This window comes from Sorangium sp. So ce834, from assembly GCF_051521425.1.
In the GTDB taxonomy this organism is placed as follows: Bacteria; Myxococcota_A; Polyangia; order Polyangiales; family Polyangiaceae; genus Sorangium; species Sorangium cellulosum_D.
On the sequence record NZ_CP150351.1, the window covers coordinates 7379050 to 7392757 of the forward strand.

At 72.6% G+C, this 13708-nt stretch carries 10 protein-coding genes; 7 read left to right on the forward strand and 3 right to left on the reverse strand.

The window, feature by feature from the left end; genetic code table 11:
* Positions 1-39 precede the first annotated feature (39 nt).
* The gene (locus WMF20_RS26460) at positions 40-2187 is read left to right on the forward strand and encodes a M3 family metallopeptidase (protein WP_437604724.1); all 2148 of its coding nucleotides are present in this window, start codon (positions 40-42) and stop codon (positions 2185-2187) included.
* Positions 2188-2243: 56 nt separating this feature from the next.
* Here WMF20_RS26460 and WMF20_RS26465 read toward each other — a convergent pair whose 3' ends face one another.
* A complete protein-coding gene (locus WMF20_RS26465; RefSeq protein WP_437604725.1) occupies positions 2244-5042 on the reverse strand; it encodes a tetratricopeptide repeat protein in 2799 nt (932 codons plus the stop codon).
* Positions 5043-5191: 149 nt separating this feature from the next.
* Here WMF20_RS26465 and WMF20_RS26470 point away from each other — a divergent pair, with 149 nt between their 5' ends.
* A complete protein-coding gene (locus WMF20_RS26470; protein ID WP_129577028.1) occupies positions 5192-5488 on the forward strand; it encodes a hypothetical protein in 297 nt (98 codons plus the stop codon).
* Between the two features lie 13 nt (positions 5489-5501).
* Here WMF20_RS26470 and WMF20_RS26475 read toward each other — a convergent pair whose 3' ends face one another.
* Complete coding sequence (locus WMF20_RS26475; RefSeq protein WP_437604726.1) at positions 5502-6851, reverse strand: serine/threonine-protein kinase; 1350 nt, start codon at positions 6849-6851, stop codon at positions 5502-5504.
* Complete coding sequence (locus WMF20_RS26480; protein WP_129577030.1) at positions 6848-8074, reverse strand: FHA domain-containing protein; 1227 nt, start codon at positions 8072-8074, stop codon at positions 6848-6850. Before WMF20_RS26480 ends, WMF20_RS26475 begins: the two co-directional genes overlap by 4 nt.
* 106 nt (positions 8075-8180) lie before the next feature.
* Between WMF20_RS26480 and pilB the strand changes: the two genes are divergently transcribed.
* The 5 genes from pilB (at position 8181) to WMF20_RS26505 (ending at position 13535) form a co-directional block, all read left to right on the forward strand.
* The gene (gene pilB / locus WMF20_RS26485) at positions 8181-9881 is read left to right on the forward strand and encodes a type IV-A pilus assembly ATPase PilB (protein ID WP_437604728.1); all 1701 of its coding nucleotides are present in this window, start codon (positions 8181-8183) and stop codon (positions 9879-9881) included.
* 4 nt (positions 9882-9885) lie between these two features.
* On the forward strand, positions 9886-11025 hold the full coding sequence (locus WMF20_RS26490; RefSeq protein ID WP_437604729.1) for a type IV pilus twitching motility protein PilT: 1140 nt from the start codon (positions 9886-9888) through the stop codon (positions 11023-11025).
* A gap of 203 nt (positions 11026-11228) precedes the next feature.
* On the forward strand, positions 11229-11921 hold the full coding sequence (gene lexA, locus WMF20_RS26495; protein ID WP_061627745.1) for a transcriptional repressor LexA: 693 nt from the start codon (positions 11229-11231) through the stop codon (positions 11919-11921).
* A 127-nt stretch (positions 11922-12048) separates the two neighbouring features.
* Entirely contained in the window at positions 12049-12375 is a 327-nt protein-coding gene (locus WMF20_RS26500; RefSeq protein WP_437604730.1) for a DUF4398 domain-containing protein, read from the forward strand.
* The gene (locus tag WMF20_RS26505; protein WP_437604731.1) at positions 12372-13535 is read left to right on the forward strand and encodes an OmpA family protein; all 1164 of its coding nucleotides are present in this window, start codon (positions 12372-12374) and stop codon (positions 13533-13535) included. The genes WMF20_RS26500 and WMF20_RS26505 overlap by 4 nt, the downstream gene beginning before the upstream one ends.
* The last annotated feature ends 173 nt before the right edge of the window (positions 13536-13708 follow it).

Here is a 13708-nt window from a genome sequence, read left to right on the forward strand (position 1 = left end):
CCGGCTCCCCCGAAATCCTCGTGGTATAGCCGGACCGACATGAAGGTCGGCCACACGCCCGCGCGCTCCGGGCTCCTCTCCCTCGTCCTGCTCGTCGCCTGCAGCGCCGGCCCTCGGGCCGGCGCGGTCGCGCCGCCGGACGGGCCCCGCGACGCCGCCCCTCCGGCGACGACCGCGCGCCCGGCGACGCCGCCGCCGCCGGAGGCGCCGCCGCGCGCCGAGTTCGACCCCGTGCCGCAGGGGATCACCGCGGGCGGGGTGAAGCAGCTCTGCGACGATCACCTGCGCGCGTCAGAGGAGCACCTCGCCGCGATCAGGGCGCTCCGCGGCGCGCCGCCGGAGAAGCTCACCTACGCCGCGACCCTCGGGCGGTTCGACGACGCCGTGCTCGAGGTGAACAGCGCGGGCGACTTCCCGTACCTGATGGGGGTCGCGCACCCGGACGCGGCCGTGCGAGAGGCCGCAAGGCTCTGCGAGCCGAAGGTCGACAGGTTCACGACCGCGATGTGGTTGGACGCCGATCTCGCCGCCGTCATCCAGGCGTACGCCCAGACGGGCGAGGCGCGCGAGGCGCTGAAGGGTGAGCGTGCGCGGCTCCTCTCCGACGTGCTCCGCGACTTCCGCCGCAACGGGCTGTCGCTGCCGCCCGACCGGCAGCAGCGCCTCCGCGACGTGAACGAGCAGATCACCCGCATCGGACAGGAGTTCATGGCGAACCTGTCGGCGTCGACCGGCTCGATCGAGATCGCGCCCGCCTCGCTCCAGGGGCTGCCCAAGGAGTACGCGGCGAAGCACCCGCCCAAGGAGAACGGCAAGGTCGAGATCAGCACCGACTACCCCGACTTCTTCCCCTTCGTCACCTACGCGAAGGACCGCAAGGCCGCGCTCGACCTCTACGTCCTGTTCACCAACCGCGGCGGCGAGAAGAACGTGAAGCTGCTCGAGCGCCTGCTCGCGCTCCGCTCCGAGAAGGCGAGGATGCTCGGCTACAAGAGCTGGGCCGACTACGCCATCGAGCCGCGGATGGCCAAGACGAGCGGCGCCGTGCGCGCCTTCCTCGACCAGGTCAAGGCCGCGCTCAAGGAGCCCGCCAAGGCCGAGTTCGCCGAGCTGATGAAGGAGCACGCGCGGCTCGGCGGCAAGCCGACCGACAGGCTCCCGCCCTCCGAGCGCTACTTCCTCGAAGATCGGGTCCGCGCGTCCAAGTACCAGTTCGACTCGCAGGCGCTGTCGGCCTACCTCGAGATCGGCGCGGTGAAGCAGGGGCTCATGGACATCACGGCGCGGATGTACGGGCTCGAGTACAAGGAGGTCCCCGCGAACGCCTGGCACCCCGACGTGACCGCGTACGAGGTGCGCTCCGACGGCACGACGATCGGGAAGTTCTACCTCGACCTCTACAGCAGGCCCGACAAGTACAAGCACGCGGCGATGTTCGCCGTGCGGACGGCGAAGCGGCTCGCCGACGGATCGTGGCAGACCCCCGTCGCGGCGCTGGAGTGCAACTTCCCGAAGCCGGGGGCGCAGCCGGCGCTCATGTCCCACGAGGACGTGGTGACGTTCTTCCACGAGTTCGGGCACGTGCTGCACCACCTCCTCACGCGCTCGGAGCTGGCCTCCTACTCGGGGACCGCGACCGTGCGCGACTTCGTCGAGGCGCCGAGCCAGATGTTCGAGGAGTGGGCGTGGTCCCGCGAGGTGCTCGATCTGTTCGCGAAGCACCACGCGACCGGCGAGAGGATCCCGGACGATCTCTTCCAGGCGATGACCCGCGCGCGGAGCTTCGGCCGAGCGCTCGCGACGCAGCGGCAGCTCACCCTCGCGTCGATCGACCTGGAGCTCCACACCCGCGAGCCGGGCTTCGATACGACCCTGGTCGTGGAGCAGGCGCAGCGCGCGAACGAGTCCTTCGTCTTCGTGAAGGGGACGCACCTGCAGTCGAGCTTCGGGCACCTCATCACCTACGACGCGGGCTATTACGGCTACCAGTGGGCCCTGTCGCTCTCGCGCGACGTGCTCACCCGCTTCAAGCAGGAGGGCCTGCTCAACCCGGCCGTCGCGCGCGCCTTCCGCGACGAGGTGCTCGCCAAGGGGGGCGGCGTCGAGGCAGGTGATCTCGTCGCCCGCTTCCTCGGAAGGCCGCCGAGCCACGACGCTTACCTCGCCTACCTCCAGGGCAAGGAGTGAACGCGCGCCGGCCGGGAGCGGACGCGGGGCTCGGGCAGGACGTCTGACGCCCGAAGCTACGGCTCGATGGCGACGCCGAGCTCCTCGCGCAGGGCGTGGTAGGCGTCCGAGACGGTGAACGAGAGGAGATCGCCGATCTTCTCCTCCGCCGTCAGCACGCCCGGCGTGTCCCCGCGCGAGAGCGACGACGCCGCGACGGAGAGCTCGCCGGTCAGCAGGTAGCCGACCCGCGCGGCACACCGCTCCACCGAGCCCACCCAGTGGGCGAGATCCAGCGGCGCGCGGATCTCGTAGAGCTCGAACACCGCGGCCTCCAGCGCGTCCCGCTCGCGCTCCGTCAGCCGCTCGTCGAGCAGCGGCATCAGCGCGAGCACCGCGCCCTCGAGCTCGACAGGGACGGGCTCCGACGGCCGCGCCACCTTGACCGCGGCGGCGAGGCAGACGCCGAGCTCCTCGAGCGAGGGGAAGTGCAGGAGCAAGCGGTGCGGGCCGACGTGGTAGGCGACGTGGCTGCCCACCAGGAACGCGAGCTCGGCGGCCGTCCGCCCGCGGAGCGCCTCGCCGCCGACAAGGACGCTCGGGTCCTCGACCGGCACCGCCGCGACCGCGATCGGCGCGTCCTTGCGGAGGTAGACCGCCGGCGTGGGGATCCCGAGGCACCGGCTCGCCCACGAGAACAGGCGCACCACGCCCGCCGCGTTCCGCTCCGCGTCGGCGCGCGCGGCGGGATCGACGTGCGGGATCTTCTTCTCCCGCGCGTGTTGAGCGAGCCGCGCGCGGACCGCCGCGTCGGCGACCGACGCGAGGACCTCCTCGAGGGCGCGATCGCGATCGGCCGCGCGCAGGAGATCCCAGCTGCCCGGGCTCAGCCCGCGCGCGGGCTGCACGAGGCCGGCGGGCCGGTGCTCCTCGAAGATGAAGCGCTCCCGCGCCTCGGCCGCGCCCAGGTAAACGGCAACGCTCGCCGCGGCCCAGGCCTGGTCGACGCGCCTGAGCTTCTGGAAGGTGTCGAACAGGTCGTGAAACACCTGGACGTTGCCCGGATCGAGCACCGCCGCGGCCTGGAGGTGCGCGGCCGCGCGCTCGATCCGGCCGGCGCCCCGCGCGAGCGACGCGGCGCTGAGCCGCCCCGGGACGTCGTCCGGCCGCTCGACCACGGCGCCCTCGAACGCCTCCAGCGCGGAGCTCGGATCCTCGAGGTGATCGCGGAAGAGCATGCCGAGGCGGCGGCACAGCTCCCAGGTGACGTCGCTCCGCACGCGCGGGTCGGGGATGCGCTGCGCCCGGTCGAGCATGCGGCGGTACGCGAGCTCGAGCTCGCCCCACTCCTGCCGCGCCGAGAGGAGGATCGCGATCAGCGCGAGCGGATCGAGGAACGTGGGGTCGGCGTCCAGCGCGCGCTCGAGCAGCTCGATCCCGTCCTGCTCGCGCGTGACCTCGGTCAAGGTCGCGCGGGCCTCGCCCTGCATCGCGGCGCGCGCGAGCTCCAGGAGCGCGACCGCCCGCTGCCGCGGGTCCGGGAGTAGCTCGGCGTGACAGCGGCGCGCGTCGAGCGACGCCGCGAGATCGCCCGTCGCCTCGTAGAGCCGGCCCAGGCTGCGCAGGACGGCGGCGTCGTCGGGGCGGATCTCCCGCGCCCGCTCGAGGAGCTCCTGCGCTCGCGCCGGATCCCCGGCGACGATCTCCCAGCGCTCGGCGAGGCGCACGAGGAGCCCGAGGCGATCGGCGTCCCCCTCGACGCGCGTGAGCAGCCGCTCCTCCGCGGTGCGCAGCCGCGCGAAGTCCTGCTCGGCGAGGTGGAGCTCGACCAGCGCCTCGAGCGCGGGCCGGTGCTCGGGCGCGAGCGCCAGCGCCTTCTCGAAGCCCTCGATGGCCTCGCGGTGCCGCTGCTGGCGCCACCTCGCCTGGGCGATGCGCAGGTGCACCTCCGCGCGCGCGTCCCGCTGCGCGACCCCGACGAGCGCGAGCGCCTTCTTGTACGCCGTGAGCGCCCCGTCGAGGTCCGACGCGGCGGCGAGCGTGTCGCCGGCCGCGAGGTACTGCGCGACCGGGTCGTCGGGCGCGGACGCGGGCGTGGTGGCGGCGCCCCCTTCGCCCGCGGCCCCGAGCCGCGCAGCCTCGGCCCTGGCCGGGCGCCGGCCGGGCGCGCCGCCGCGCGGGACGAGCACCGAGAACGCCCCCCGCCCGCTCGCCCGCGCGAAGCACGGGATGGCGCCGGCGAGGCCGGGGTTCCCCTCGACGCGGCGGAAGATCTCCTCGGCGGTGAGGCCTCGATCCGGGTCGGCCTCGTCGAGGTGCTCGACGAAGGCGCGGGTGAACACCGAGGGCAGGTCGGCGTCGAGCGAGCCGATCGGGTGGGCCGCCACGAGGAGCTCGACGCCCGTCACGGGGGACGCCACCGCCTGCTCCGCGGCGGTGACGACGGCGCGCGAGGTCGCCCCGGGGCCGTGGTGGCACTCGAGGACGAAGAGCACCTCGCCGCGCGCGCGATCGCGGAACACCGCGGCCACGTCGCCCAGCGCGTCGCCCACGCCGGGGTTCTCGGGGTCGAGGCAGAGGAAGAGCTCCCCGTCCGGCGACAGCGCGACCGCGCTGGAGGCGTAGAACAGAAACAGGGTCGAGGCCTCGTCGCGCGCGGCGTCCTCCGCGTCGACCAGGGTCTGCCGCGTCGCCGTGAGCTCATCGAACAGCGCGTCGAGCTGCTCCGCGAGGTCCCGCCCAGGATCGATGTCGATCACCCGGAAGCCGGCGTCCTCCAGCGAGAGGCGGGCCCGGATGAGATCCCCGTCCAGCGAGCCGGGCGCCGGCCGCTGATCGCGGTGCAAGCTGGGCGTGGCGACGATCGCCAAGCGCATCAGGGCGCCCCCTCCTCGTTGCGTACGCGCATGCAGGCGAGCAATCTACCCAGGGCCGCGCCCGAAGCGAAGAAGGTTGCCATCCGGCACGCAACTCCGACGCAGCGCGAGGTCCCCCGTACGAGACATCACTCCGGGAGAGAGCACGCATGAGCAAAGGCAGGGGTCGTTGGTGGACGGAAGTGTCCGGCAGCTCCGGAAGAGCTCGCGCCGCGTCATTCGCGCTCGCGGTCGCCCTCGCGTCGGGCTGCGAGAGCGTGTGCGACGAGGCCGAGGACCACATGGAGGAGTGCGGCTACCAGGGCAGCGGCATGTCCAGCGAGGCGTCGTGCGAGGGCGCCGTCCACTGCGCGTCGGCCTGCGCCGCGGAGGTCCCCTGCGGCGCGTTCGACGGGACGGACGCGGCCGCGTTCGATCGGTACAGGCGTTGCCTCGACGCCTGCTGAGCCGCCGCGGGGCTCAGCAGACCGCGCGGACGAGCGCGGCGCCGTCCGGCGGCCGCTCGTCGTCCGGGCCGAGGCACCGCAGCGACAGCTCCTTCCAGGGGGCCAGCCCCTCGCCCCCGAGCGGCTCGAGGCGCACGAGGACGTCCTCGAGCACGCGGCCGTAGCCGTAGACATCGTCGCGCGGGTCGCTCGGCCGCCCAGCGAGCCGCTCCGGCGAGACGTACCCGGGGCTGCCGCCGGCGGACGGCGCGCCGCGGGGCCTGGCCAGCCCGAAGTCGCTGAGCACGGGCTCGGCGAGGCTGCGCAGGAGCACGTTGGCCGGCTTGACGTCGGCGTGGACGTAGCCGCGCTCGTGGATGCGGGCGAGCGCGCGCGCGAGCGGGCGCGCCCACCGCGCGACCGGCGCGAGCGACGCCGCGTCGCCGGCGCGGAGCACGTCCCGCACCGAGCCGCGCGCGATCCACTCGAGCGCGATCCACCCCTCCTCCGGGTCCGCGTCGAACACCCGCACCACGCCGGGCCCCGCGAGCGCCGCGGCGAGCCGCACCTCGCGGGTGAGGTGCGCCCGGTCGCCGCCGCGCCCGTGGTAGACCTTGAACCCGACGCGCCGGCCGAGCACCTCGTCCTCGGCCTCGTAGACGGCGCCGGCCCCGCCGCGCGCCACCTCGCGCAGCAGGCGGAACGGGGTCCTGCCCGTCGCGGGAGCGACCACGGTCACGTCCTCCACGCGGGCCGCGGCGGGCCGCTCGGCGCCGAGCGCCGCCCGCCAGCGCTGGTGGCGCTCGCGCGCGCCGGGCGCGTCGATCTCCCGGACGAGCACCCGCTCGATCGCGCCGACCGCCCGCGGGAGCTGCCCCAGCGACGCATAGAGGTCGGCCGCGAGGACGAGCCCCTCGGTCGAGGACACCGGCTGCGCGCGCCCCGCGCCGCCGCGCTCGCGCGCCGCTGCGCCCTCGAGCACGGCGAGCGCGCCCAGCTCGTCGCCCCGGGCCGCGAGCAGGTCGGCGCAGGCCACCCGGATCGGGTCCGGCAGCGCCCGCTCCGCCATCGCGGCGACGAGGTGCGCCACGGCCTCGGCCTCCCGCAGCGTCCCCCGCGCGCGCCGCAGGATCGCGATCACCTCGTCCGTCGAGGGCCCGTCGCGCGCGCCGGAGCTCCGCAGGCGCGCGATCTCGTCGCCGCCGTCCTCGCGCGACGCGCGCCCGCGCGCCCGCGCGTCCGCCGCCGGGCGCGCCGCCCGCGCCGGGTCCGCGCCGCGCGCGACGTCCGACGCGCCCGGCGCGGCGCCCCCGCCCGGCGCCGGCGCGCCGCCGTCCGCCGCGGCGCCGCCGAGCCGCTCCTTGAGCCGCCGCCACAGGCTCACGCCGGCCCGCCCTCCCCGCCGCCGTCGCGCCGCGTCGGCGAGGCCTGGCCGGCGGCGAGCACCCGGAAGACCGGCGTCCCCCCGCGCGACGCGGCGATCGCGTCGCCCGCGCAGAGCTCGACGGACGGCGCGAGCTGGTAGTCGCCGAGGAACGGCGGCGGCGCCCCCGGCGGCGTCTTCAGCGCCACGAACGCCGAGGCGCCCGCCCGATCGAGGCGGATCCGCCACGGCCCCACCGGCAGATCGCCGAGCGGCGCCGCGAAGCGCTCGCCCGCGATGTCCACCGCGCAGCCCTGCCCCATCCCGGGCGCGATCGCGCACGGCACCTCCCCGCCGAGCAGGATCTGCACGCCCCGGCCGACGGGCAGCGGCGCCGTGAGCCGCGCGCCCGCCAGCGTCGTGCCGTTGCGCGTCCCGAGATCCTCGACCTCGATGCCGGACGGGCCGCGCCGGATCCGCGCGTGCGTCCTGCTGACGGCGCGGGACGCGACGACGATGGTCGCCTCGCCGCGGCCGATCGTGACCTCGTCGCCGAGCGCGCACCGCACGAGGGCGCCGCCGAGCTCGATCGAGAGGACCGGTCCCGACAGGAGCCGCGCCCGGATCGCGCGCAGCGCGTCGGCCACCTGCTCGCCGCCGCGGCCTCCGCCCGCCCACGCCTCGGCCACGGCGATCGCCTCGCGGCGCTCGGCCATCCGGTCGAGATCGGCGATCCTCCGCAGCGTCGCGGCGAGCTCGCGCTGGTCCCTCTCGGCGGTCATCGAGGCGCGGAGCCGCTCCTCGAGCCGGTCGATCGCGCCGGCCGCGGCCAGGACGCGCGTCTCCGACTCGGTGTCGCCGACGAGGGCGTACGCGTCCGCGGCGCGCTCTAGCTCGCCCGCCGCCTCGAGCTCGCGCGCGACCGCCAGCACCTCGCTCCGCATCGCGCTCGCGCCCCGCGCGCGCACGAGGTCGAACGCGAGCAGCGCCTTGCGCCCGAGCGCCGCGCGCTTGAGCTCCGGGCTCTCGGCCGTGCGGAACGCCGACGCGCAGAAGGCGATCCGCTTCTCGACGCTCCGCTCGGCGTCGGCGCGCAGGAGCAGGACCCGGGCCGCGTCGTCCGGCATCCCGGCGTCGAGGTACAGCTCGACCGCCCCCGCGAGATCGCCGGCGAGCTCCCTGGCCTCGGCCGCCCTGCGACGGCTGTCCCCCCGCTTGAGCCCGAACCACTCAAAGAGACTCACGCAGCGCCATCCTCACCAGCATCCGACATCCTACCCTTGAAGCGCGCCGGCCCCAACCGCCAGCGTTGACTCCCTCCCTCGCCACCCGCAGGATTTGCGCCCCTCGATGTCGACCAACCACCGCCTCGGCGAACTGCTCGTCCGCGAAAAGCTCATCAGCCTCCAGCAGCTCCGGCAAGCGCAGGAGGAGCAGCGCAAGACGGGGCAGAACCTCGGCTACGCCCTCGCCAAGCTCGGGTACATCTCCGACGGCGAGATCACGAGCTTCCTCTCGACGCAGTACCGCGTCCCGGCCGTCGCCCTCGACGAGTACGAGATCGACGCCGAGGTCTCGCGCCTCGTGTCGCGGGACGTCTGCGAGAAGCACAAGATCATCCCGATCTCCCGGTCGGGGACGGCGCTCGTCGTCGCGATGGCCGACCCGACGAACCTGCACGCGATCGACGACATCAAGTTCCTCACGGGCTTCAACGTCGAGCCCGTCGTCGCGTCCGAGACGGGCATCACCGAGGCGATCGAGCGCGCGTACAACGTCGGGCCGTCCTACGACGAGGTGCTGAGCGAGTTCGGGGAGGAGGAGGTCGGCTTCCAGGTCGAGGCCGACGACGTGAACGTCCTCGAGCTGGAGAAGGCCGCCGAGGGCGCGCCCGTGGTCCGGCTCGTCAACGCGATCCTCCTGAACGCCATCAAGAAGGGCGCGAGCGACATCCACGTCGAGCCGTACGAGAAGAAGCTCCGGGTGCGCTACCGCATCGACGGCGTGCTGATGGAGGAGATGCAGCCGCCGATCAAGCTGAAGAACGCGATCGCGAGCCGCCTCAAGATCATGAGCTCGCTCGACATCGCCGAGCGGCGGCTCCCGCAGGACGGCCGCATCAAGCTGAAGATGGGCAGGGGCCGGGAGATGGACTTCCGCGTCTCCGTGCTCCCGACGATCTGGGGCGAGAAGATCGTCCTCCGCCTCCTCGACAAGTCGAACCTGCAGCTCGACATGGCGAAGCTCGGCTTCGACCCGAAGCCGCTCGCGGACTTCAAGTGGGCGATCGGCCAGCCGTGGGGCATGGTCCTCGTCACCGGCCCGACCGGCTCCGGCAAGACGACGACGCTCTACTCGGCGCTCTCGGAGCTCAACCAGATCGGCTCGAACATCAGCACCGCCGAGGATCCGGTCGAGTACAACCTGCACGGCATCAACCAGGTGCAGATGCACGACGAGATCGGGCTGAACTTCGCGATGGCGCTGCGCTCGTTCCTCCGGCAGGACCCGGACATCATCATGGTCGGCGAGATCCGCGACTTCGAGACCGCCGAGATCGCCGTCAAGGCGGCGCTCACCGGCCACCTCGTGCTCTCGACGCTGCACACGAACGACGCGCCGTCGACGATCTCGCGCCTCCTCAACATGGGCGTCGAGCCGTTCCTCATCACCGCCAGCGTGAACCTCGTGCTCGCCCAGCGCCTCGCGCGCAAGATCTGCCCCGACTGCCGCGTCCCGCTGCGCGTGGACCCGAGGGTGCTCCTCGACTTCGGCTTCACCGAGCAGCAGGTCGCGCGCGCGGACCTCGTCCGCGGCGCGGGCTGCAAGACGTGCAACGGCTCCGGCTACAAGGGCCGCGTCGCGCTCTACGAGGTCATGCGCTTCACCGACGCGCTGAAGGAGATGGTCCTCCAGGGCGCGTCCACGGCCGAGCTCAAGGCCGCCGCCATCAAGGGCGGGATGCTGACGCTCCGGATGAGCGGGATCGAGAAGGTGCTGGCGGGCGTCACGACGACCGAGGAGGTCGGCCGCGTGACGATGGGGGACTGAGCGCATGACCACGGAGCTCGTCGGACAGCAGGAGGGCCTCAGGTACACGCTCCAGCAGCTCCTCCGCGCGATGGTGGAGAAGGGCGCGAGCGACATGCACATCACGAGCGGCACGCCGCCGCTCCTGCGCATCGACGGCACGGTGGTGCCGCTCAAGCTCCCGCCGCTCATGCCGAGCGACACGAGGCAGCTCTGCTACTCGGTGCTGAGCGAGGAGCAGGTGGCGGCGTTCGAGCAGCGGAACGAGCTCGATCTGTCGTTCGGCATGAAGGGGCTCGCCCGCTTCCGCGCGAACATCTACATGCAGCGCGGCGCCGTGGCGGCCGCCTTCCGGCAGATCCCCTTCCGGATCATGAACTTCGACGAGCTGGGGCTGCCGCCGGTCGTGCTCGACATCGCCGCCAAGCCGCGCGGCCTCGTGCTCGTGACGGGCCCGACCGGCTCGGGCAAGACGACCACGCTCGCGAGCATCATCGACAAGATCAACTCCGAGCAGCGCCTCCACATCCTCACGATCGAGGACCCGATCGAGTACCTGCACCCGCACAAGCTCTCGCTCGTGAACCAGCGCGAGATCGGCTCCGACACCGCGTCGTTCAAGGACGCCCTGCGCTACGCCCTTCGCCAGGATCCGGACGTCGTGCTCGTCGGCGAGATGCGCGACCTGGAGACCGTCGAGTCGGCGCTGACGATCGCCGAGACGGGCCACCTCGTGTTCGCCACGCTCCACACGAACTCGGCGATCTCGACGATCAACCGCATCATCGACGTCTTCCCGCCGCACCAGCAGTCGCAGGTGCGGCAGCAGCTGTCGTTCACGCTCGTCGCCGTGATGACCCAGCTGCTCCTGCCGCGCGCGAACGGCCCGGGGCGCGTCATGGCGATGGAGGTCATGATCCCGAACGCCGCGATCCGGAACCTCGTCCGCGAGGACAAGCTCCACCAGATCTACTCGCAGATGCAGGTGGGCCAGGCCGGCAGCGGGATGCAGACGATGGCGCAGTCGCTCGTCTCGCTCTACCAGCGCCGGATGATCACGCTGGAGGAGATGTTCGCCGCCGCCGCCGACCCCGACGAGATCCGGGCGATGCTCGAGCCCCGCCCGGCCATGAGCTCGCGGAACAACCTCCCGAAGCAGCCCTGATCGCGGGCCCCTGCCCTTCGGTTCACCCTGCACGCTCGACGCGCCCCGCGGCTCACAGCGCGATCCGCCCCGCGCGCCGAGCCGCCCCGCGCCGCGCCCTACCGACGCCCCGGCACCCCCCAAATCGCGGCAAATTCGGGCCTGTGGAGAGGTACCTCCACACTTTTTTGACATCTACCCAACCGTTCAGTAGGTTCCGCCCGATGCAGGGGCTCACCGAGCGACAACAGCAGGTGCTTCACTATATCCGGCAGTCGATCAGCGAGCGCGGGTACCCGCCGACGCTGCGCGAGATCGGCGCGCATATGGGGATCCGCTCGACGAACGGGGTGAACGATCACCTCCGGGCGCTCGAGCGCAAGGGCTACCTCACCCGCGAGGACATGAAGTCGCGCGCCCTGCGGCCGCGCGATCTCGACGGCGGCGGCTCGAGCGGCGGCGCCGAGCTCCGCGGTGCGCTCGTCGGCGGCGGCAACGACGCCCCTGCGAACGACCAGGAGGACGACCTCGTCGAGATCGCGGTCGTCGGCCGGATCGCCGCGGGCCTGCCGATCCTCGCCGAGGAGCACGTGCTCGATACGGTCCGGATCGAGCGGACGCTCGTGCGCGGCGGGCGCGAGGTGTTCGGCCTGCGCGTCACGGGCGACTCGATGATCGAGGCCGGCATCTTCAGCGGCGACTACATCTTCGTCCGCCGGCAGCTCACCGCGCAGCGCGGCGACATCGTGGTCGCGCTGATCGGCGACGAGGCGACCGTGAAGTACTTCTTCCCCGAGAAGGACTACGTGCGCTTCCAGCCGGCCAACGCGGCCATGGCGCCCATCCTCGTCCGGGCGAGCGACTTCAAGCCCGCGATGCTGCTCGGCGTGGTCGTGGGCGTCTACCGGAAGCTCTAACCTCCTCCTCCTCCTCCTAACCTCCTCCTCCCTTCCCCGAGCCGGTTGACGCGCGCCGAGCGCCCTTGATAGCGTCGCGACGACCGGGCAGACGGTCTAAGGGGCCCGCTCCAGAAAGAACGCGATCGTGACGACGCACGGGCGGCGATTCGGGATTTTGATTTCAGGCGCGGGCATGGTGCTCGCGGCGGCTCTCACGAGCGGCTGCGGCGGCGCCATCTACGCATTCACCGCGAACTCGGCCTCGAGCAAGCTCGAGACCGCCGAGGCGCTCGGCGCAGAGAAGTACGCGCCGTACGAGTACTACACCGCGCGAGAGCACCTCTGGAAGGCGCGCGAGGAGGCCGCGGCCGCCGACTACGGCGACGCGATCGACTTCGCCGACGTCGCGGAGGAGTACGCGGAGAAGGCGATCACCCTGGCGAAGCAGGCGCACGAGGGCGCGGGTCGATGAGCAATCGGACGAGGCATCGCTCTTCCCGCCGCGCTCGCCGCGCCGGCACCGTCGCCGTCGCGCTGATCGCGCTGTCCGCGCTCTCGTGCGCGCAGGTGCCGGTCATGCGCGGCGACATCGAGGCGCTGACCACCATCGCGAACCAGGCGGAGCGCAACGGCGCGCTCCGCTGCGCGCCGCGCGAGCTGGCGATGGCGAAGTCGCACCTGTCGTTCGCGAAGGTCGAGCTCGATCAGGGCTTCTTCGCCCGCGCCAAGGATCACCTCGACATCGCGAAGGCGAACACGCACGCCGCCTACGATCTCTCGCCGCCGCAGAAGTGCGCCGAGCGCGGGTTCATCGAGGACGCGCCGCCGCCGGCGCCCGGCGACTGCGACGGCGACGGGCTGCTCGATCCGCAGGACAAGAAGTGCCCCTGCGACGCCGAGACGTGGAACGGCTTCCAGGACGACGACGGCTGCCCGGACGATCCGGACACCGACGGCGACGGCATCCCGGACAGCAAGGACAGCTGCGTGCTCTTGCCCGAGGACAAGGACGGCTACCTCGACGAGGACGGCTGCCCCGAGCTCGACAACGATCTCGATACGGTCCCCGACCTGAACGACAAGGACAGCACCGGCAAGAACTGCGCGAACGACCCGGAGGATCCGGACGGCTACGAGGACGCCGACGGCTGCCCGGAGCCGGACAACGACCAGGACACCGTGGTCGATCTCGAGGACCAGTGCCCGAACGAGCCGGGCGTGGTCGGCGGCGACAAGCCGGGCTGCCCGAAGAAGCCGAGCCTGGTCATCGTCACCGAGAAGGAGATCAAGATCACGCAGCAGATCCACTTCGAGTTCGACAAGGACAAGATCCGGCCCGAGAGCTTCCCGATCCTCGACGCCGTGGTGGAGGTCCTCCAGCAGAACCCGAAGATCAGGATCGAGATCCAGGGGCACACCGACAACAAGGGCGCCGCCGCGTACAACAAGAAGCTGTCGGATCGGCGCGCGGCCTCGGTGAAGAAGTACCTCGTGGCCAAGGGGATCGACGAGGCGCGGCTCACATCGAAGGGCTACGGGATGGAGCAGCCGATCGTGCCGAACACGTCCGATCAGAACCGCGCCCTGAACCGGCGCGTGCAGTTCGTCCGCACGGAGGGTGGCGCGCAGTAGGCTGCAGCCGCTGGAGCGCCGCCCGACGTGTCGGGGGTACGCGCGATCTCGACCGCGCCGTCCGGGAGCCCCCGTGGCTCCGATCCTGAAAAGCAAGCGCCCCTCCCCAGCCTTTCCTGGAGGTCCGAACCCGTGTTTTTCCGTCGTTCCCGCCGCGCTCGCCTCGCGTTCGC